At 60.4% G+C, this 17,789-nt stretch carries 22 protein-coding genes; 1 reads left to right on the forward strand and 21 read right to left on the reverse strand.

Translation table 11 applies throughout. From position 1 onward, the window contains the following. Window positions 1–15: 15 nt before the first annotated feature. The 5 genes from LHFGNBLO_RS04000 to LHFGNBLO_RS04020 all read right to left on the reverse strand — a co-directional run bounded on the left by LHFGNBLO_RS04000 (window position 16) and on the right by LHFGNBLO_RS04020 (window position 5,346). Window positions 16–984, reverse strand: coding sequence for an ABC transporter permease (locus LHFGNBLO_RS04000; RefSeq protein ID WP_258604561.1), 969 nt, complete (start codon window positions 982–984; stop codon window positions 16–18). Window positions 985–999: 15 nt separating this feature from the next. Continuing rightward, window positions 1,000–2,493, reverse strand: a complete 1,494-nt coding sequence (locus tag LHFGNBLO_RS04005) for a sugar ABC transporter ATP-binding protein (protein ID WP_258604562.1) — start codon at window positions 2,491–2,493, stop codon at window positions 1,000–1,002. Next, window positions 2,490–3,455: an ABC transporter permease gene (locus LHFGNBLO_RS04010; protein WP_258604564.1), complete on the reverse strand. Its 966-nt coding sequence runs from the start codon at window positions 3,453–3,455 to the stop codon at window positions 2,490–2,492. Before LHFGNBLO_RS04010 ends, LHFGNBLO_RS04005 begins: the two co-directional genes overlap by 4 nt. A gap of 86 nt (window positions 3,456–3,541) precedes the next feature. Further along, a complete protein-coding gene (locus LHFGNBLO_RS04015) occupies window positions 3,542–4,339 on the reverse strand; it encodes an SDR family NAD(P)-dependent oxidoreductase (protein WP_258604566.1) in 798 nt (265 codons plus the stop codon). Continuing rightward, window positions 4,336–5,346, reverse strand: a complete 1,011-nt coding sequence (locus tag LHFGNBLO_RS04020; RefSeq protein ID WP_258604568.1) for a LacI family DNA-binding transcriptional regulator — start codon at window positions 5,344–5,346, stop codon at window positions 4,336–4,338. The genes LHFGNBLO_RS04015 and LHFGNBLO_RS04020 overlap by 4 nt, the downstream gene beginning before the upstream one ends. A gap of 465 nt (window positions 5,347–5,811) precedes the next feature. Here LHFGNBLO_RS04020 and LHFGNBLO_RS04025 point away from each other — a divergent pair, with 465 nt between their 5' ends. Beyond that, window positions 5,812–6,111, forward strand: a complete 300-nt coding sequence (locus LHFGNBLO_RS04025) for a hypothetical protein (RefSeq protein ID WP_258604570.1) — start codon at window positions 5,812–5,814, stop codon at window positions 6,109–6,111. A 24-nt stretch (window positions 6,112–6,135) separates the two neighbouring features. Here LHFGNBLO_RS04025 and dapA read toward each other — a convergent pair whose 3' ends face one another. The 16 genes from dapA to LHFGNBLO_RS04105 form a co-directional block, all read right to left on the reverse strand. Beyond that, window positions 6,136–7,086, reverse strand: coding sequence for a 4-hydroxy-tetrahydrodipicolinate synthase (gene dapA / locus LHFGNBLO_RS04030; protein WP_258604571.1), 951 nt, complete (start codon window positions 7,084–7,086; stop codon window positions 6,136–6,138). Beyond that, window positions 7,076–7,510, reverse strand: a complete 435-nt coding sequence (locus LHFGNBLO_RS04035) for a hypothetical protein (RefSeq protein ID WP_258604573.1) — start codon at window positions 7,508–7,510, stop codon at window positions 7,076–7,078. The genes dapA and LHFGNBLO_RS04035 overlap by 11 nt, the downstream gene beginning before the upstream one ends. A gap of 82 nt (window positions 7,511–7,592) precedes the next feature. After that, window positions 7,593–7,814: a hypothetical protein gene (locus LHFGNBLO_RS04040; protein WP_258604575.1), complete on the reverse strand. Its 222-nt coding sequence runs from the start codon at window positions 7,812–7,814 to the stop codon at window positions 7,593–7,595. Window positions 7,815–7,837: 23 nt separating this feature from the next. Then, a complete protein-coding gene (locus tag LHFGNBLO_RS04045) occupies window positions 7,838–8,023 on the reverse strand; it encodes a hypothetical protein (protein WP_258604577.1) in 186 nt (61 codons plus the stop codon). A gap of 498 nt (window positions 8,024–8,521) precedes the next feature. Next, window positions 8,522–8,719: a hypothetical protein gene (locus LHFGNBLO_RS04050; RefSeq protein ID WP_258604579.1), complete on the reverse strand. Its 198-nt coding sequence runs from the start codon at window positions 8,717–8,719 to the stop codon at window positions 8,522–8,524. 455 nt (window positions 8,720–9,174) lie between these two features. After that, complete coding sequence (locus tag LHFGNBLO_RS04055) at window positions 9,175–9,690, reverse strand: hypothetical protein (RefSeq protein ID WP_258604581.1); 516 nt, start codon at window positions 9,688–9,690, stop codon at window positions 9,175–9,177. After that, a complete protein-coding gene (locus tag LHFGNBLO_RS04060) occupies window positions 9,687–10,277 on the reverse strand; it encodes a hypothetical protein (protein ID WP_258604582.1) in 591 nt (196 codons plus the stop codon). The genes LHFGNBLO_RS04055 and LHFGNBLO_RS04060 overlap by 4 nt, the downstream gene beginning before the upstream one ends. Next, the gene (locus LHFGNBLO_RS04065; protein ID WP_258604584.1) at window positions 10,270–10,845 is read right to left on the reverse strand and encodes a MotA/TolQ/ExbB proton channel family protein; all 576 of its coding nucleotides are present in this window, start codon (window positions 10,843–10,845) and stop codon (window positions 10,270–10,272) included. Before LHFGNBLO_RS04065 ends, LHFGNBLO_RS04060 begins: the two co-directional genes overlap by 8 nt. A 40-nt stretch (window positions 10,846–10,885) precedes the next feature. Continuing rightward, entirely contained in the window at window positions 10,886–11,263 is a 378-nt protein-coding gene (locus LHFGNBLO_RS04070; protein ID WP_258604586.1) for a hypothetical protein, read from the reverse strand. Between the two features lie 585 nt (window positions 11,264–11,848). After that, window positions 11,849–12,175 (reverse strand): succinate dehydrogenase assembly factor 2, encoded by a 327-nt coding sequence (locus LHFGNBLO_RS04075; protein WP_258604588.1) that lies wholly within the window; start codon window positions 12,173–12,175, stop codon window positions 11,849–11,851. Window positions 12,176–12,265: 90 nt separating this feature from the next. Beyond that, window positions 12,266–12,682 (reverse strand): hypothetical protein, encoded by a 417-nt coding sequence (locus LHFGNBLO_RS04080; RefSeq protein WP_258604590.1) that lies wholly within the window; start codon window positions 12,680–12,682, stop codon window positions 12,266–12,268. Between the two features lie 64 nt (window positions 12,683–12,746). After that, on the reverse strand, window positions 12,747–13,139 hold the full coding sequence (gene cyoD / locus LHFGNBLO_RS04085; protein WP_258604592.1) for a cytochrome o ubiquinol oxidase subunit IV: 393 nt from the start codon (window positions 13,137–13,139) through the stop codon (window positions 12,747–12,749). Beyond that, window positions 13,136–13,762 (reverse strand): cytochrome o ubiquinol oxidase subunit III, encoded by a 627-nt coding sequence (gene cyoC, locus LHFGNBLO_RS04090; protein ID WP_258604594.1) that lies wholly within the window; start codon window positions 13,760–13,762, stop codon window positions 13,136–13,138. The genes cyoD and cyoC overlap by 4 nt, the downstream gene beginning before the upstream one ends. Further along, window positions 13,759–15,744, reverse strand: a complete 1,986-nt coding sequence (gene cyoB, locus LHFGNBLO_RS04095; protein WP_258604595.1) for a cytochrome o ubiquinol oxidase subunit I — start codon at window positions 15,742–15,744, stop codon at window positions 13,759–13,761. The genes cyoC and cyoB overlap by 4 nt, the downstream gene beginning before the upstream one ends. Beyond that, window positions 15,741–16,619, reverse strand: coding sequence for a ubiquinol oxidase subunit II (gene cyoA, locus LHFGNBLO_RS04100; protein WP_258604596.1), 879 nt, complete (start codon window positions 16,617–16,619; stop codon window positions 15,741–15,743). Before cyoA ends, cyoB begins: the two co-directional genes overlap by 4 nt. A 1-nt stretch (window position 16,620) precedes the next feature. Continuing rightward, entirely contained in the window at window positions 16,621–17,652 is a 1,032-nt protein-coding gene (locus tag LHFGNBLO_RS04105; protein WP_258604598.1) for a heme o synthase, read from the reverse strand. Window positions 17,653–17,789: the final 137 nt, after the last annotated feature.

The following is a 17,789-nucleotide window of genomic DNA, read 5'->3' on the forward strand; positions in this document are numbered from 1 at the left end:
CCAGAACGGACCCGACTAGGGAGCTGTCCTCCATCTGAGCGAAACGCGTCCGCTCTTCAGGGCATCCGCATACATCGCTGCGAAGATCACGGCGCCACCGACAAGCCGATAGGAATAAGGCGTGGCACCGAGATGGGTGAGACCGTTGCGGATCATCTCGAAGATGAATGCCCCGGGGATAATGCTGAAAAGGATGGTTCCACGGCCACCGAGAAGGCTGATGCCGCCCACAACGACCGCCGCGAGCGCCGTAAATTCAACACCGCTGCCGAGCCAGGGACTGACCGCACCGTTCTGAACCGTGGTTAGAATGCCGCCTACGGACGCCAGCACACCCGCAAGCACGAAGCTGAGGAAGCCTGTCCGATCAACCGGCAGCCCAACCTTTCGCGCAATGGCCACGTCGTTGCCCATTGCCACAAGTTGCCGGCCGAACGCCGTCTTGGCATGGAGCAGATGCACGCCGACAAGAATGACAAGCATGATCAGGATGTCGGTCGGAATGGGACCGAGCCGAGCATTGCCCAGGACGCGAATTGGCTCGGGCAGAGGCACCAGGAGCGCATCCGTCAACGACAGGGCAATGCCTCGATAGGCGATCATCGTACCGAGCGTCGCAATGAGGGAGTTGACCTTGAGCACCGAAACGATGGCGCCGTTGACCGCACCGAGAAACGCGCCGCAGACCAGGACGACAAACGTTGCAAGGATCGGGTCGAGGCCATGGTCCTTCATGAGAAGCGCACCGATCGCGCACGACAGGAACGCGGTGGAGCCGACGGAAATATCCAGTCTGCCCGAGATGATGACGAGGCCGAGGCCCGAGGCAATGATCGCCAATGGCGCCATCGTATGGAAAATGTTCAAGATATTCTCGCCTGACAGAAAATGTTCCGTCAGAACGGAAAACAGCAGGAACGTTGCTGCCAGAACAACGAAAAACCCATACCTGACGAGTTCTTCCAAGGCATATTTGATATTCATGACTTCCTCTGACATTCAGTTGATTGTCGAGATCGATTGCATCAACTCTCCACTGGTCGCCGATCCATGCAATTCTCCGATCAATCGTCCCCGCCTGATAATCAGATACCGGTCGCAGACGCGCATCAGCTCCTCGAGTTCCGAGGAGACAATCAGGCAGCTGCAGCCCTGTTCGGCCAGCTCGACGACGAGTTTCATGATTTCCGCCTTGGCGCTCACGTCGAGACCGCGCGTTGGCTCGTCCAGCAGAAAGAGACGTGGATTGGTGGCTAGCCAACGGCCAAATACGACCTTTTGCTGATTGCCACCGCTCAGCGTGCCGAGGCTTTGCTCCGCACTGGAAACTTTGATCTGAAGCCGCTTGATCATGGCGGCTGCCAGTGTCCCTTCCCCAGCCTGAGACACGAGCCGCCATCGGTTCAGCAGCGATCTCAAATTTGGAAGCGCAATGTTCTGGGCGACCGAAAGCGGCAGAAGGATACCTTCGCCCCGGCGATCCTCGGTGACAATTCCGACATGCGCGCGCAGTTGCTCCGACGTAATGTCGGCCTCGACCGCGCCTTCGCGCCAACGGATCTGTCCAGCGTCGATCGGATCGAGCCCGATCAACGCTCGCAGCAACTCGGTACGCCCTGATCCAAGCAGCCCCCACAGGCCAACGATCTCACCCTTGCGGAGTGAAAAACTCACGTCATGCAAGGCGCCCTGGCGGCTGAGACCCGTGACCGACATCAGCGCGACGCCGGGCACTGCGACCGGCTCGCGGATCCGTCCCTCGCCTTCTGAAATGCCGAGCATGAGATGAACCACCGTCGAGGCGTCGACCTCCGACATTGCCGAAGACCAGACTGTCTCGCCATTTCGCATGACCGAGATGCGTTCGCAGACAGTGAAAATCTCATCGAGAAAATGCGTGATATAGATGATGGCCACGCCTTCAGCCTTGAGACTCTCGATCACGGCGAAGAGCCGGTCACGTTCGGGCCCCGACAGCGACGACGTCGGCTCATCGAAGATCACGATCCTTGCGCGATGCCGCAGCGCGCGAGCAATCTCCACCAGTTGCCGGTCACCAATGCTCAGCTGTTCGACGGGCGTCGCGGGAGAAATCTCGCAACCGAGGCGCGCAAGCAGCAATTCAGCCTGGCGCATCATCTCGGAGGACCTGATGAACCATCCGGAAGAAGGCATCTCGTCGATGAAGATGTTTTCCGCAACACTCATCGTCGGAAACATCGTCAGTTCCTGGTGGACGAAGGCGATGCCGTGATGCGTCGCATCCCGTGGTGAGCGCAAAGTGACGTCCACGCCGTCGATGGAAATCCGCCCACGGTCACCGGCTACGACCCCGCCAAGAATATTCATGAGCGTGGACTTGCCCGCTCCGTTCGCTCCCATGAGGGCGATGGCCTCACCGCTGCGAGCTTCCAGGCCAGCGCGTGTGATCGCCGGGATGGATCCAAACGACTTGGCAATGCCATCCATTCTCAGCATGACATCGGAGTTCATGAGCGGCCCCCATTGCGTCTGTCGGCCGCCACGAAGGCGATGATGACCGCCCCCTTGATCACGAGACTGAAATAGAACGACACGCCCATCAGGTTCATGGCGTTCGAAAGGACTGTAATCAGCAGAGCGCCGAACAAGGCACCGAGAACGCGCCCCGACCCGCCGTAAATGCTGACGCCGCCGACCACGCAGGCCGATACGATGTCCAGCACCATGCCGTCATTGCCCATGTTCGCCGATGCGGCACCCAGCCTTGCCGTGACAAGGATCGCCGCAAGGCCGGCCATCAGGCCGGAAAAGACGTAGCTGCCGACCACGACGCGAGCGATCGGAATGCGTGCTACGCGAGCCGCCTTTTCATTGATCCCGACAGCATAGGCCCACCGCCCGGCGATCGAAGACCGCATCAAGGTCGTCAGGACGAAACCAAGACCGGCGACGATCAGGACCGTCACGGGAATCTTGAGGATCGGCCGCGCCCCGAATACATCGACAAACGTCTCTGGCAGCTGCGAGATGCTCAGGGAGTTCGTCATCCAGACGGTGGCGCCGGAGACCATCGTCATCATGGCAAGCGTCACGACGAAGGGGATCATCTTGAGCCGACCGACCGCGAAGCCATTGACCGTCCCGATGGCGGCGCCGGCGCCGATCATGATCAGCGGACCCACCGTCCAATCCCCAGTCGCCCTCATATAAAGAGCGCCCAAGACAGCGCTCATCGCCATGTTGGCCGGCAGGGAAAGATCGATCCCGCCAACAATCATCACCACAGCCATGCCGATCGCCAGGATGCCCAGCAGTGACGCCTGCAACAGGACATTGATGATGTTGCTGTAGCGAAAGAAATTCGGCGCAATGACACCGAGCGCGACCAGGACCGCCATCAGGACCAGCACCGAAACGACCACCTGCCGCGACGGCCATTTCTGGGGCGTTGAGATCGTGCCAGCTAGTGACATGGCCCGACCCTCCAGGATCCACATCGGCATTCGCTCATTGCTCTTCCTCCCAAAACTTCAGCGTCAGCCTTCCGTTATGAAACGTTTCATCTCGGATCAGGCAGCTCCACACCAAGTGCCGCCATCAGGCCGCCATCCACTTTGAACTCCGCGCCCGAACAGAAGCTCGCCCGGTCGCTGGCGAGGAAAGCCACCACTTCAGCAACCTCCTTCGGCCGTCCAACCCGTCCGAGCGGTTGAGCATTGCCCCACAGCCGGATCGTCTCCTCTTCCTGACCCGGCGCTGTCTCGGTGGCGGAAAACCGCGTCATCGGCGCATCGATGCAACCTGGACAGACGGCATTGGCGCGAATGCCGGCGCGACCGAAATCGACGGCAATCGAGCGTGTCAACGCCAGCATGCCAGCCTTTGACGTCGCATACGCCGCGACTCGCGCCTGGTTCGCCAACGCCTGAACCGAGGCGATGTTGACGATCGCGCCATGACCTCGTCCGACCATACGTGGCAATGCATAGTGACAGGCGAGGTAGGCGCCACGCAGATTGATTCCCATGACACAGTCCCATTGGTGGGAATCCATCGACGCCACCGTGCCGTAGGGTTGAATCGCTGCATTGTTGACGAGAATGTCGATGCCTCCCGTCGCCTCCTCCGCCCGCGACAGTGCAGCGGCAACCTCAGCCTCGACACTGATGTCGGCGACGATAGCTTCCGCGGAAAGTCCGTCCGTACGCAGTTCTGCCGCGGCGCCCTCGATCATGCCCGCGTCATGGCCCAGCAGAATGACCACTCCGCCACGTTCGGCGATCAGGCGCGCACAAGCCAGCCCGATGCCGCGCCCTCCTCCTGTGATGACGGCGCTTTTGCCTGCAAACTCGCTCACTTTGCCACCACTCTTCTGCCGAGCCCCGTAATAGCTGCAGTGGATTGCCTGATCACCAGCTGAGCACCAGCACGAACGTGCTGGCCGCTGATCGGCCGCTTGCTGATCTGTTGAAACACCAATCGCCACGCATCGACCGCGATTTGGTCAATCGGCTGTTGGATGGCACTGATCGCCGGTCGCAGGAGCCGCAACCATTCAAAATCGTCGAAGGCAAGAAGTGACAGGTCACCCGGAATATCGATGCCGCAATCGAGCTGAGCGCTGATTGCACCCAGCGTCACAAGGTTGTTCGCCGCGAACAGGGCTGTCGGACGATCTGGCTCGCGAAAAAAATTGCCGATCGACATCCGGGCTTCTTCGACGCTCATGCCAACGATCCGCACGTCGGCCCGTCCTTGTCCCTCCCGCATCGCCTGCTCAAAGCCAGCGATGCGTTCCTGGGTGTTCCAGAGCTTCGGCGAGTTGACGGCAAGCGCAATATGCTTGTGGCCGAGCGACAACAAATAGCGGGTGCCTTGATAAGCCGCATCGACATTATCGGTTGCGACACTGGGAAAGGGGTTTTCGGCCGATACGCGGTCGACCACAACGCACGGAATGCCTGATCCAACTGTCTTCTCCAGGCTCTCGGACGCATTGAGCGACGGGATGATAATCATGCCGTCGACCTGTCGTTGCTTGAGAACCTCGATGCGCGCGGCGGCCCGGCTGGCATCCTCACCCGTGGTCACCACCATGACGGTGTAGCCACTTGCCGATGCAAGATTTTCCAGTTTTTCGACGAGCGCCGCATAGAAGGTATTGAGAATGTCGGGAATGATGATCCCGATCGTGCGCGTCTGGCGACTCCTGAGACTCGCCGCGATGCGGTTGTGCTGATAGTTCAGCTGCGCACAGGCATCGAAAACGCGGTCACGAAGCTCTGCGCCGACCGTGGGATCGCCGTTCAACACCTTTGACACTGTCCCAAGCGATACATCCGCCCGCAAGGCGACGTCATTCATTGTTGGCTTTGCGGTCATAGGTCGCGTTCAATAGCTGATATGAAACGTTTCATAGTAGACCGTACATAGGCGACGCTCTGGAGTCCAGACCTATTTTCGGGAAGCGTCGCACTGCGTGGGACTGCCTATCCGATCAAGAGGATACCTTTATGATCGGTGGGTTGTCCGAGATGTGCGATCCGCAGATGTCACCTTGGTGCCGACGGCGATGGGTTCATCGATCGGCCATAGCCCTCTGGTCGAGGCGACATCGTTTCATCTTCTGTTTCGGGTCTGGAGAACAGTTCGCTACGACGGAGCGGCTTCGAACGCGTAGCGCGGCCGTCCCCTATGCGGCGTTTATAATTTGGGTCGCGCAGTCCTCTCGAATTCATATGTGGCTGCCGACTATGTAGCGCAGGTCTGTTCGCGGGCCGATCCAGAGGTGACACACACCTGATCGCGCGAATGCGACCGGTGGTCCCAATGAACAAAAGCCTCATTCCGTTCAAGCTCAGTGCCAGGGTTGGGCGCAGCCTGCCGACCGAGTATTTCATCCTGGCGAATCTTCGATCCGAAGGAGCGACCATCGGCCATCTGGCAGGCGCGCCAATCGCGGAAACCGTCGTCGACGCCAGCGGACATCGCTATCGCTTTGCGGGCGTTGCGCCGCGCGCTGCCGACGGACGCTTCGACGTCGAGAGCCTGCGCACCGGCGAATGGATCGTTCGCCCCGGCTTGGTCTACCTCATGGAAGAGAAGGGCAGGCGGGCGCGAAAAGCCTGACAGCGCCCCCTTTGCTCTCGTCGACTAGACCCACCATTGTCCGGCGTTGACAGCCCGTCTTGAGTTGAAAACGCTGCTGTCGTTCTCGGCTAGCACCAGCATCGCTTCACGGATGGCGCTGGCGGTTTCCGGCTGCACCGGCGTCAGCGGCAAGCGAACATCGGGGCTCAGCCCCAATGCAAGGTGCAATGCATATTTCACCGGGATTGGATTGCTCTCCAACTCCAGGGCCGCGATGAGCGGCCGCAGCCGATGGTGTATTGCCCTGGCACTGTGGTGATCTCCGGCGCGGCACGCATCGTGCATTTCGACGCACAGGCGGGGCGCGACGTTGGAGACCACGGAAATCGTGCCGCGGCCGCCCATCGTGTTGAAGCCGAAAGATGTCGAATCATGGCCGGAGAACTGGATGAAGCGCTCTCCCAGAGCAGCGGCAAGCGATGACGGCCGGCTCAGATCGCCCGTCGCGTCCTTGATGCCTATGATGGTCGGAATCTGTGCCAGGCGCTCGATCGTTTCCGGGGACAGGTCGACGCCGGTGCGAGCCGGAACATTGTAGACAATGATCGGAATCCTGACCTTGCGGGCGATGGCCTCGAAATGGCGGTAGATGCCTTCCTGCGTCGGCCTGTTGTAGTACGGCGTCACGATCAGGGCGGCATCGGCGCCAAATGCTTCCGCCGCGGTGGTAAAGGCGACCGTCGCTTCGGTGTTGTTGGTGCCGGTGCCGGCGATGACCGGCACCCTGCCGCTGGCGACCTTCACGCACCGGGCAAGCACGTCGAGACGTTCTTCCCAGGACAAGGTCGGTGCCTCGCCGGTGGTGCCGCATGGCACCAGGCCGTCGATCCCCTGTTCGATCTGCCATTCCAGCAATGTCGTCAGGCCGGGCAGGTCGACTTCTCCGTTTGAAAAAGGGGTTACCAGTGCGGTCATGGCGCCATTGAGGCCCACGCGTGCTTGTTCAGGTGTCATGGTGTGTACAGGTTCCTTTGGCCGGTTTGGAAAGCCCTTTTGTCCACGGGCTTTCCTCTGCGTTCAGAAGCGAGGAAATCAGCGACGCCAGAACCGCGGCGGGCAGGTCCGCATGGTCTGTCGTGAACCGCTTTGTTGCTGCTCCGGTGAGACCCGCTGCCGGTTGAACCGTGCATGTCCAGCACCTGCCTGTATTGCTGAGGCTCGATACGGATCGACCAGGCTTCGACATCGCGACCAGCAACATTGCGGGATCGAACGTGGCGCCAGCCTCGACCAGGCCGGCAAACCGCCGGCCTGTCGGAGACGATTTGTCGATGGACAGGATACGCGCTGCTTCCCACAGCTGGTGTTCGAGCAGCCTGCGCGTATGCGTCAAGCGCTCGAGCAGGCTGCTCAGATCGGTGGGGTCGAGGGTTTCCATGATTGGCTACCGAAATGTGCCCGAAGGAATTCTGACGTCAGCGGTTGGATGGCTTCGTCGTCCAGGTCAGGCCGGTGGCAGCTCAGTTGAACAGCGAGAGGCGTGCGGACCGGGGAGCGAATCGTATCGCGCCGGCCTGATGGTCGCTCTCCATGGTCGCGAAACGGATCGCGGAAAGCCTGTCGGCGAAAACGCCGCCTGTCTGCCCCTGTTCATCGCGGGCGATCCAATGGCCTTCGCCATCGAGCCCGATGACGAAGCGATGATGAGCGTTCGACGTTCGAGGAGGTACGGGGTTAGGCATGATTTTTCTCTTTTGGTATCGGATCACGAAAGCGAGGCGGCGACTGCCGCGGCAGTCAGCAGGAAGCCGATTGTCAGCAGCACCTTGGTCAATCTGAACGGTGCGGTTGATGGTGCCCTGGTATCGTGAGCGGCTGCCTTGATGTCGGCTTTCACCGACGACACTGGCAGCGGGCGATGGGTGGGCACATAAAGGCGGTAACGATACATCGGATTTTTCCTTCCCTTCTCGGTCGTCGTCACCAGGTGACGACTGCCTGCAGCGGGTAAATGGCCGGCTGCTTCGAGAAAAATAGAAGGCTCGGCATTTGTATTCGAGAGAGGGAAAAGGTCAAAGATATCAAAAAGTCATAGGTACAAGGGCGCTTGAACCCGACGGAGTGTTGCCTTCCGACGCTAGCCGAAAAGCGTTCTCACCGCTGACAGCACGGCCACGAAAGCGAGAAAGGTGATCGTCAGCGGGATCAATCCCATGACAATTTTGGAGAAGGACAAAGTTTGGAGGCTTGGTACAGCGTCACCCTGCTCTGAGTGCTTAGATTGGAGTGGATGATTTTGCGGATCCATTGGTCCTGTTCCAACTTAGAGATGAGGCACGAGACACGCCGATTTGAGAAATGCAGGCGCCCATTTCAACGCCGGTCGACATAGTGCGTTAATGAGTCCGGGCGGCTCGTGCTTCGACTTTCCCGTCGCGATCGATAGCCACTACAAAAACGCCTTCTGGATCACTTGTATCCCCAGCGCGGCCGCGACCAGCCACAAGGCCTCGTCCCAGTGGTTGAAGGATTTGGTGGGAAATCGCTGTCCCAGGATCACCGCAACCACGGCCGCGAAAACGGCATAGAGACCAAGCCATGTCGACGTGCCGGCATATCCGGCTTTTCCAAGGGAAGCGATGAGCACGGATATGCAGAGCTTCAGGGTGAACCTACCGACAGTCTGCCGAGAAACCTGATCCAACCTAACAATCATTGCCGCTCGCAGCCAGGGGAGACGGAAGAGGAACGGGCTGTCAGCCGCGAAGAAATCACTAGCGCAGCGGAATGCTCCGATGGTTTCCCGACTTGGTTCCAAGCCGGCGCTGGTGAAACCCGTTCCCTTCCCGGCGCGCTGTCCTGCTGAAATGAAATTCGCGCCAGAGAAGCAAACTTACAGCCGGGCTGCATATGAATTCGAGACGGCCCGAAGCGTAGTTTCATAAGGAAACATATATTTCGGGATCCTCAGGTGGGCCGAGAAGCCGCGCTTCGATCATGCTGACCAGTTCGTCTGCCGCCCACAGTCAGCACAGCGTTTCGTCCTGCAGCGATGGCGTTCACAACATGAGAGAGGGGCGAGCTTTGCGTGGGCATGCTCAGTTACAGAGTCCCATCAGCCGTGGGGCCAGGCTGCGTATAGACGAGGGGGCTTACGCCGCTCTGATAGTCCTTTGCCGGCAGGGCCGGTTGCGGCCGTGCGTAGAACATCGGCTCACGGGTATCGAGACTTGCGTCCGCGCTCTGCATCTTCATCTCAACCCCAGTACCGTCGGCCTCCGCCTTGCCCATCGCGTCTTGCAGTTGTTGCGCGGCTTGCTGGCTCCATGGCAGCACATAGAAGCGCGGCTCACTCGAGCCCGTTGTGGTTAGCCATACGTAGATGGCTTCGTTCTCAACCGGGACGGCGCCCACCACCTGGGCTTTTGTCGGGTCGCGCCACTCAAGCGTCAGCGGCTTGGGACGGCCAAGAAGCTCGCTGGCACCGACATAGACGACGGTGATCAGCGCCAGGAAGATGCCTACCGAGAGGATGCGGCGGGCAATGCCTGCATGCGGCAGGATGACGAAGATGAACGCGCCCAGCAGCAGGGCGAATATGGCGGGAGCGATCATCATTGGGTGGCCGCCACACGTAGGGGTTTGAAGATGCTGTTGATGCTGCCTGGCACCAGTTGGCCAGTTGAATCGAGTCGGAATCTCACGGCGGTAAGCTCCTGGTTGGGCTTGCGCAGTTCGACCTTCGTTGTGGCCAGCGGCGCTGACGACTTGGTGGAATCGCGCTTCACATTGACAGTTATCTTCACCGGGACGGGATACTTGACGTTGACGCCGCGATACATGTGAACATTGACGACGTACTCGCCAGCGGGAGCTCCCCGCGAATAGCCGACTTCATGGTTGGAGTCGGTCATGTCCTGCGCCATCCCCAGGTCGTCGCGCAGCAGATCGAATACCCTGCCGCTCTTGTTGGAGTAGCCGACCGGCACATCGCCGGGCGCCTGGACCCACAGATCGACATCGGCGTCGAGCTTGTCGGGCCACTGCGTCTCAACGGTCACGTTTCCGGGCGATGTGACGCCCTCGGTTTCGCTCGCCTTGGCAGGCGGGTTCATCACCGTCATCATGAGGACCGTCATGAGGACGAAGCCGCCGAGCATCAGGAGAGCGGTGTCGAGCCAGACAGTGAGAGTTTCCTCATCCATCGAAGTTCCCCAGCAGGCGAAGATTGATCTTCAGCCACAGGTTCGTGGCTATCCCCAGCAGCGTCGCATAGAGCGCGACATACATGCCGTCGATCACCGACGCTATCATCGGCCGGATCGCATTGGGGTCGGCCGAGCCGCCAGCGCGCGCCGCGGAGAAGGCGACGATGAGCCCAACCACGGTTCCGAGCAGCCCGATCCGCACCACATGGGTCGCCAGCCAGTCGACATCGCGCCAGCGTCGAAGGAAGACACACAGAAGGCCCAAGGCACCGATAGCAGCGATGAACCAGCACAGAAACGCGTTGTCGCCGGCGAACGGTTTGCTGGCAATGCCGGCGACCCACAGGCCGACGATTCCGGCGACGCCGATCGCCTGAAGAACGATGAACCGCGACAGAAACGCGAGCGGAGCCCCGTGGTCGGAGTGCGTGTCCGACAGCCTACGGGCAACTGTGTGCGATCCCAGGTCAACTGCCTGCTCTGGCCAAAGCTTTTGACCTATTGGGACGATGCCGGGCCGCGACTTGTGCTGCAGTACGCTTTCGCGGGAATAGATATCAACCATCTTCGCGTTCCTTCTTTTGCGATCCACGCGGTGCAGGCGATCAGGCGCCGCGCTCGCCTTTGGCACCGACACGCTTCAATTCTTCCCAGCCTTCGCCAACTGCGACGAGACAGCTTGGGCCGTTCGGCTGGCTGATAAGAATCGTCCAGGTCTCGCCATCGTCGCTGGTCAGCACTTCAATCACCGAGCCGTTCTTGGCCAGGCCGAGAGCAACGGGCGCTTCGTTGAATCGGGTGGAAAGTTGCTTGAGGATTTCCGGCCGCGAGCCGCACGAGGGCAACCCGCTCGCCGTGGCTGCTGGCGATGCGGCCGCCACCGGCATCGCGGAGATGGCGACCAGCGAGACTGCCGCGCCCAGCGCTTTGATACGCGTCAGCGCAAAACGTGTTTTGATCTGTAAGGGAACTTGGTTGGTCATCGGGATCTCCGAATTCGGGCGAAGGCTGACCACTCAGCCGTCGCTGCGGTTGAATTCAGTGCAATACGCCGACCTTTTCCTGAGTTTAGCCAAACTGACCAGCAATGGTCCTGACACCATCTTGCTGCTCCGAGTTCATACGAATAGAAACTAAAATAGTATGGTCGTCAGGGTCGGCGTCCATTCCTCAAAGTTACATGCTCCAGGGGAATTATGCTTGTACGGTGCTGCTAAGCCGGGGCCGATCATGCTCAAACCCCCTGCTGCGGGGCAAAGTAACCGATAGGAATGCCGATGGTCGGCGGGAAGGTTGCTGCGACTTTTTCGTGCGCGGCACCGCGGTTCGTCGCGGAACCTGCGACACTCTCGACGGACGCCACGTAGATGGCGTGATGTTGGTGGTCGGGACTGCCACGCCGCACATGCCCGCCAGTGTGACCGACGGTGCATCGGTGTGGAAGGTGTTGCCAAGCGGAAGACAGAGAAAGAAGAAGCCGAACAGGAGAGCGAATTGGAGTATCAGGAGCGCACGATCGGCCGCCCCCTCTCCGTATCGGTCGAGCTCGTTGGCAAATCCCTTGATTGTCAGTTTTGACGCTGTCGGTTCTGCAGGGGTCTTTGATGGCGCACTCCGCAGAAGCCACGCAGCAGGCGCATCACGTCATGATTATGTTCCGCCGGCGCCGGACGGTTGCCGATGATCCAGCCGAATAGATCGGCGTCGGGGCAATCGAGCAGTGCTTCGAGTCTATCAAGTTGAGCATCGTTCAATTTATCAATGGACTGTTCCGCGAACGAACCGAGGATGAGACCGCTTTCTTGAGTTCCCCGGTGCCAGCAGCGGAGCAACACTCGCCTGTTTCGGACGTTCAGATCCTCACGCTGTGATGCATAGGAGAGGCGTCTGTTCATATCTGAACGACCTATACTGAATTGAACGTCTTACAGCTCTGCCTCGAGATGGCGGGCTAGCACCCGCCATCCCTTCGCGGCCCGATCGGATTATTGCATCTTGTGCAGGGTGTTGACGACGTCGCAGAACTCGTTGAGACGTGCGGTGGTAGAGGGGTCGTTGCAAAGCCTGACCACTTCCTCCCGCTTTTCCTTGGGCATCGACTTGAAGGCCGCCTTCAGCTCGGGCATCGGTCTCAGGCTCTTCAAGCTCGAATCCGTGTAGAACGGCCCTATGGTGGCAGGCTCATCGAGTGCGCCGGCGAGCGCGGCGCTGCCAACAGCGGAAAAAGCGAATGCAGCGGCAAGGCTGATAGCTTTGAAGTTCATGGTCTGGTTCCTTCTCTCTTGGGTTAAGCGGTCGTCCCATCGACGGCCGCGCTGGTAGTCGGATGATCGCTCGCTGGCCGGATCGGCACCGCTTGATTTGACGGCGAAGGCCAGCGGCGGAAGAGCATCCTGCGGCACCGATCAATTCGGTGCGGCGCCATAAGCAGCGGGTTAGCCAAGGCTGCTCGCCGCAAAAAAGGGGTCAGTACTTCATTTGCATATCCATCAGGTCGCCGGGCGGCATCATGCTGCTGTTCAGGTTGGTCATGATCACCAGGGAACCGGCCACCACCAGCAGGACGATGAGCACGCCGAACGCGAGCGCGAGCACGTTGTTGGTGTTGTCGGTGCCGGTCGTGATGTGCAGGAAGAACACCAGGTGGATTCCCATCTGAGCGATGGCGAGCACCGCAAGGCCAAGCGGCACGCCCGGTCCCCAGAGCAGCGTGGTGTTGGCGACCCAGAACGAGATTGCGGTGAGGATCAGGGCGAACACCAGGCCAATGCTGTAGACTAGGATCCCGGAGGATGTCGCTTCCTGCTCGGTCGCAATCGACTGGTCGCCGGGGGCGCGATCGAAACGTGCTGTTGTCATTGGGTCACTCCCATCAGATAGACGACCGTGAACAGCCCGACCCAGACGATGTCGAGCGCGTGCCAGAACAGCGAAAAGCACTGCAGCCGACGCTGGACGGCAGGCCGAAACCCCTTCGATGCGACCTGCCCCATCATCACCACCAGCCAGATCAGGCCGGCGGTGACGTGCAATCCGTGGCAGCCGACAAGGGCGAAGAAAGCCGAGAGGAAGGCGCTGCGTTGCGGGCCCGCGCCTTGCGCGACCATGTCGGCGAACTCGCGTATCTCGAGGGTGAGGAACGCGACGCCGAGCACGAATGTAAGCAAGGCACCCAGGTACGTTGCGAAACGGCGCCGCGAATTGACCGCCAGGCTCATCAGCCCGCATGTGTAGCTCGAGGCGAGAAGGCACGCGGTTTCGATGGCGACCCTGGACTGATTGAACAGCTGGGCACCGGTCGGACCACCCGCATTGGCATGCTGGAGCACCGCGTAGGCTGCAAACAGTGCCGAGAACATCACGATGTCGCTCAGCAGGAAGATCCAGAAGCCGTAGGCAACGACAATCCGCTTCGGCGCCGGACCGGCTTCGCTCGCGCTGGACAGCGCACCGCCAGACTCAACGGCAACAGTGAAGTTCATATCGCGACCCCCGCCTGATGAAGCCGATCGAACTGCGCAACTTGCTCCGCCGGCACCTCGGTCTCGTCCTCATCGCGAAATGCGAAGATGAGGATCGTCAAAAACGTGCCGATCAGGCCGAGCGCGGCCATCCACCAGATGTGCCAGATCAAGGCGAAACCGATGATGACGGCAAAGAAGGCGTTGACGAACCCGACCGGACTGTTCCTCGGCACTTCGATCGGCTCGTACTGACGCGCCGGATCCGGCTGGGCGTGTTGTGCGCTGGCACGTTGCTTGGCGACCCAGAAGCTGTCGCGCTCGGCCACATGCGGCAGGACCGAAAAGTTCCATGCCGGCGGCGGCGACGCGGTGGACCATTCCAGCGTGCGGCCGTCCCACGGGTCGCCAGCTACGCGAAGCAGGTCGCGATTGCGGATCGAGACAACCAGCTGAACGATCTGGCAAACGATGCCGCCCAGAATGATGACGGTGCCGATCGCCGCCACGATCAGCCATGGCTGCCAGGCGACATTGTCGTAGTGCTGCATGCGCCGGGTCATGCCCATCAGGCCGAGCACGTAGAGCGGCATGAAAGCGACGTAGAAGCCGATCAGCCAGCACCAGAACGATGCCCTGCCCCAGCGCTCGTCGAGCTTGAAGCCGAATGCCTTGGGGAACCAGTAATTGTAACCCGCCATCACGCCGAAGACGACGCCGCCGATGATGACGTTATGGAAGTGGGCGACCAGAAACAGGCTGTTGTGCAGCTGAAAATCGGCCGGAGGCACCGCCATCAGAACACCAGTCATGCCGCCGATGACGAAGGTCACCATGAATCCGATCGACCACAGGATCGGCACCTCGAAGCGCACGCGCCCGCCATACATGGTGAACAGCCAGTTGAAGACTTTCACACCTGTCGGCACCGCTATGATCATAGTCATGATGCCGAAGAAGCCGTTGACGTCGGCACTGGCGCCCATGGTGAAGAAGTGATGCAGCCAGACGAGGAACGAGAGGACGCAAATCGCCATCGTCGCGGCAACCATGGAGCGGTAGCCGAACAGTGGCTTGCCCGAGAAGGTCGCGACAACCTCGGAAAAGATACCGAACGGCGGAAGGATCAGGATGTAGACTTCCGGATGACCCCAGACCCAGAACAGGTTGACGTACATCATCGCGTTGCCCTGTCCGTCGACCGTGAAGAAATGGAAGCCGAGATAGCGGTCGAGCAGCAGCATCCCCAACGTGGCGGTCAGGACAGGAAAAGCAGCGACAATGAGCAGGTTGGCCGCAAGCGAGGTCCAGCAGAAGACCGGCATGCGCATGTAGCCCATTCCCGGCGCCCGCATTTTCAGGATTGTGGTGACGAAATTGATCCCGGTCAGTAGCGTGCCGACGCCGGATATCTGCAGCGACCACAGATAGTAGTCGACGCCAACACCAGGGGAGAATTGTAGCTCGCTGAGGGGGGGATAGGCGATCCATCCCGTCTTGGCGAACTCGCCGACGACGAGTGAGATGTTGATGAGCAGCACGCCCGAGGCCGTCAGCCAGAAGCTGACCGAATTCAGCGTCGGAAAGGCGACATCGCGCACGCCAAGCTGCAGTGGCAAGACGAAGTTCATCAGGCCGATGACGAACGGCATCGCCACGAAGAAGATCATGATGGTGCCGTGCGCCGAGAAGACCTGATCGAAATGCTCCGGCGGAAGGTACCCCTGAGCACCGCCGGCGGCGACGGCCTGCTGCGCCCGCATCATGATCGCATCGGAAAATCCGCGCAGCAGCATGATCAGCGCCAGCAGGAAGTACATGACGCCAATCCGCTTGTGGTCGACGGATGTGATCCATTCGCGCCACAGATACGGCACATAGCCTTTCAGCGTGACCCACGACAGGATGCCGACGATGGCGAGCACCATGAAGGCCCCTGCTCCCATGATGATCGGCTGGTCGAAGGGGATGGCGCTCCAGTCGAGTTTGCCGAGCGGGTTCATTTGTCTGTCCTCTGTGACGCCGGGTCTGCGAGCCGCGTGGGATCGTTCGGCTGTGCCGCGAAGCTCAGCACGTGGTTGAACAGGTCGGGAGTGACGTCTCCATAGGAGAACGGCGCTATCGACTCGCTAGGCCTGGCGAGGTCGGCATAGGCTTGCGCGTCGAGCACAGGGCCGGCGTCGTGCGTCGTATTCACCCACTGCGAGAAGGCCTCCGCCGGCACCGCATCGACGGCAAACCGCATGTCGGCGAATCCCTGGCCGCTATACTGCGCCGACAGCCCCCGGTAGGTTCCTGGATGATCGGCCTGCAAATGAAGCCGCGTCACCATGCCGGCCATGGTGTAGATCTGGCTGCCTAGCTGCGGCACAAAGAAACTGTTCATCACGCCTGAGGAGGTCAGTTCGAAGCTGATCGGGGTGCCAGCCGGGATGGTCAATTGATTGACGGTTGCGATGCCCTGGTCGGGGTAGATGAACAGCCATTTCCAGTCGAGCGAGACTACCTGAACCCTGACAGGGTTGACTGCGGAGGCGATCGGCTTGCGCGGATCGAGGTCATGCGCACCAACCCAGGCGACGCCGCCGACCAATAGCACCGTCATGGCAGGGATCGACCAGACGAGCAGCTCGAGACGGCCCGAATACTCGAAATCGGGCATGTAGCGAGCGCGCCAGTTCGATGAGCGAAACCAGAAGGCTACGCCAAGCGTGGCGAGAATCGTTGGGATCACGATCGCCAGCATGATTCCGAGCGAGTTGAACAGAACCAGTTGCTCGGCAGAGGCGATAGGCCCCTGTGGATTGAGAACACCTTCGGAACAGCCCGCGAGTGTCAGGACGCCGATCAAGCTGGCAGCGAGCAACCTGAGCCGCATATCAAACCTCATCTGTGCCGGTGGTGATGGAAGCGCCTGCGGCTCTGACGGCGCTGGGGATAGCTTCGGCGTGGGCAGCTCCGGCATCAGTGCGGGAGCTGGGTGTGGAGCGCAGCGGCTGGTGATCAATCAGGAGCGCCGCGAACAGCACGATCAGGTAGAAGATAGAGAACGCGAACAGGCGGCGAGGAGCACGGCGGTCAGCCTTATCACTGCTACGCAACTGGATCGCGAGAGCCGCAAGTTTTGCTCCGCATCCGATCGCTGCTGCACCGTAGATCGGCCCAGCGAACCCAAGTACCCACGGCAACACGGAAGCTGCGGACAAGAGCGCGCAATAGATCAGAACCTGCCGCGTCGTTGCGGCGCGACCTGCAACGACCGGCAGCATGGGGACGCCGGCACGCGCATATTCATCGGCGCGGTTGAGGGCCAGGGCCCAGAAATGCGGCGGCGTCCAGAGGAAGATGATGAGGAACAGGACCAGCGGCTCGAGTCCGATTTGGCCGGTCGTTGCAGCCCATCCGATAACCGGCGGAAGTGCGCCGGCGGCGCCGCCGATGACGATATTCTGGGGCGTGCGCCGCTTCAGCCACGCCGTGTACACAACGACGTAGAAGAGGATTGCGACCGCCAGCAGCGCGGCCGCAGTGACGTTGGTCGCCAAGGCAAGTACAGCGATTGCCACTGCCGCGAGAACAATGCCGGATACAAGAGCTTCGATCGGCGAGATCTTGCCGCGGGGGATTGGCCGCATCGCCGTGCGCGTCATGACCGCGTCGATATCGGCGTCGTACCACATGTTGAGCACGCCGGCGGCCCCCGCCCCCGCAGCAATCGCGAGAACCGCGATGAACGCGTTGAGTGGATGCAGGTAACCTGGGGCGACGATCAATCCAACGAACGCAGTGAAGACAGCGAGCACCATCACGCGCGGCTTCGTGAGCATGCAGAAATCAATTGCACGCGAGTGCAATGTTCCAGCCTCTTCCCGGGTCTGGCTAAACTGGTCAGCAATGGATTTGACGCTCATCATGCTGCTCCGAGTTCATACGGATAGAGGCCGTTGTAGTATCTTCATCGTGGTCGGCCTCCCTTCCTCAAACTTGCATCTTCAGGAGGGGTTATGCTTGTACGGTGCTGCTGGACCGGAGCCGATCGTGCGCAAAG

The sequence above is a fragment of the Mesorhizobium sp. AR10 genome (assembly GCF_024746795.1).
GTDB lineage: Bacteria > Pseudomonadota > Alphaproteobacteria > Rhizobiales > Rhizobiaceae > Mesorhizobium.

Bases quoted from the DNA above. Each gene is read 5' to 3' on its own strand.
- LHFGNBLO_RS04025 (WP_258604570.1), top strand. From the start codon at position 5,812: ATGAACAAAAGCCTCATTCCGTTCAAGCTCAGTGCCAGGGTTGGGCGC.
- LHFGNBLO_RS04070 (WP_258604586.1), bottom strand. From the start codon at position 11,263: ATGACCAACCAAGTTCCCTTACAGATCAAAACACGTTTTGCGCTGACG.
- cyoD (WP_258604592.1), bottom strand. From the start codon at position 13,139: ATGACAACAGCACGTTTCGATCGCGCCCCCGGCGACCAGTCGATTGCG.
- cyoC (WP_258604594.1), bottom strand. From the start codon at position 13,762: ATGAACTTCACTGTTGCCGTTGAGTCTGGCGGTGCGCTGTCCAGCGCG.
- LHFGNBLO_RS04060 (WP_258604582.1), bottom strand. From the start codon at position 10,277: ATGGATGAGGAAACTCTCACTGTCTGGCTCGACACCGCTCTCCTGATG.
- LHFGNBLO_RS04010 (WP_258604564.1), bottom strand. From the start codon at position 3,455: ATGTCACTAGCTGGCACGATCTCAACGCCCCAGAAATGGCCGTCGCGG.
- LHFGNBLO_RS04035 (WP_258604573.1), bottom strand. From the start codon at position 7,510: ATGGAAACCCTCGACCCCACCGATCTGAGCAGCCTGCTCGAGCGCTTG.
- cyoA (WP_258604596.1), bottom strand. From the start codon at position 16,619: ATGCGGCTCAGGTTGCTCGCTGCCAGCTTGATCGGCGTCCTGACACTC.
- LHFGNBLO_RS04000 (WP_258604561.1), bottom strand. From the start codon at position 984: ATGAATATCAAATATGCCTTGGAAGAACTCGTCAGGTATGGGTTTTTC.
- LHFGNBLO_RS04075 (WP_258604588.1), bottom strand. From the start codon at position 12,175: ATGAACAGACGCCTCTCCTATGCATCACAGCGTGAGGATCTGAACGTC.
- cyoB (WP_258604595.1), bottom strand. From the start codon at position 15,744: ATGAACCCGCTCGGCAAACTCGACTGGAGCGCCATCCCCTTCGACCAG.
- LHFGNBLO_RS04105 (WP_258604598.1), bottom strand. From the start codon at position 17,652: ATGAGCGTCAAATCCATTGCTGACCAGTTTAGCCAGACCCGGGAAGAG.
- LHFGNBLO_RS04040 (WP_258604575.1), bottom strand. From the start codon at position 7,814: ATGCCTAACCCCGTACCTCCTCGAACGTCGAACGCTCATCATCGCTTC.
- dapA (WP_258604571.1), bottom strand. From the start codon at position 7,086: ATGACACCTGAACAAGCACGCGTGGGCCTCAATGGCGCCATGACCGCA.
- LHFGNBLO_RS04020 (WP_258604568.1), bottom strand. From the start codon at position 5,346: ATGAATGACGTCGCCTTGCGGGCGGATGTATCGCTTGGGACAGTGTCA.
- LHFGNBLO_RS04005 (WP_258604562.1), bottom strand. From the start codon at position 2,493: ATGAACTCCGATGTCATGCTGAGAATGGATGGCATTGCCAAGTCGTTT.
- LHFGNBLO_RS04055 (WP_258604581.1), bottom strand. From the start codon at position 9,690: ATGATGATCGCTCCCGCCATATTCGCCCTGCTGCTGGGCGCGTTCATC.
- LHFGNBLO_RS04065 (WP_258604584.1), bottom strand. From the start codon at position 10,845: ATGGTTGATATCTATTCCCGCGAAAGCGTACTGCAGCACAAGTCGCGG.
- LHFGNBLO_RS04045 (WP_258604577.1), bottom strand. From the start codon at position 8,023: ATGTATCGTTACCGCCTTTATGTGCCCACCCATCGCCCGCTGCCAGTG.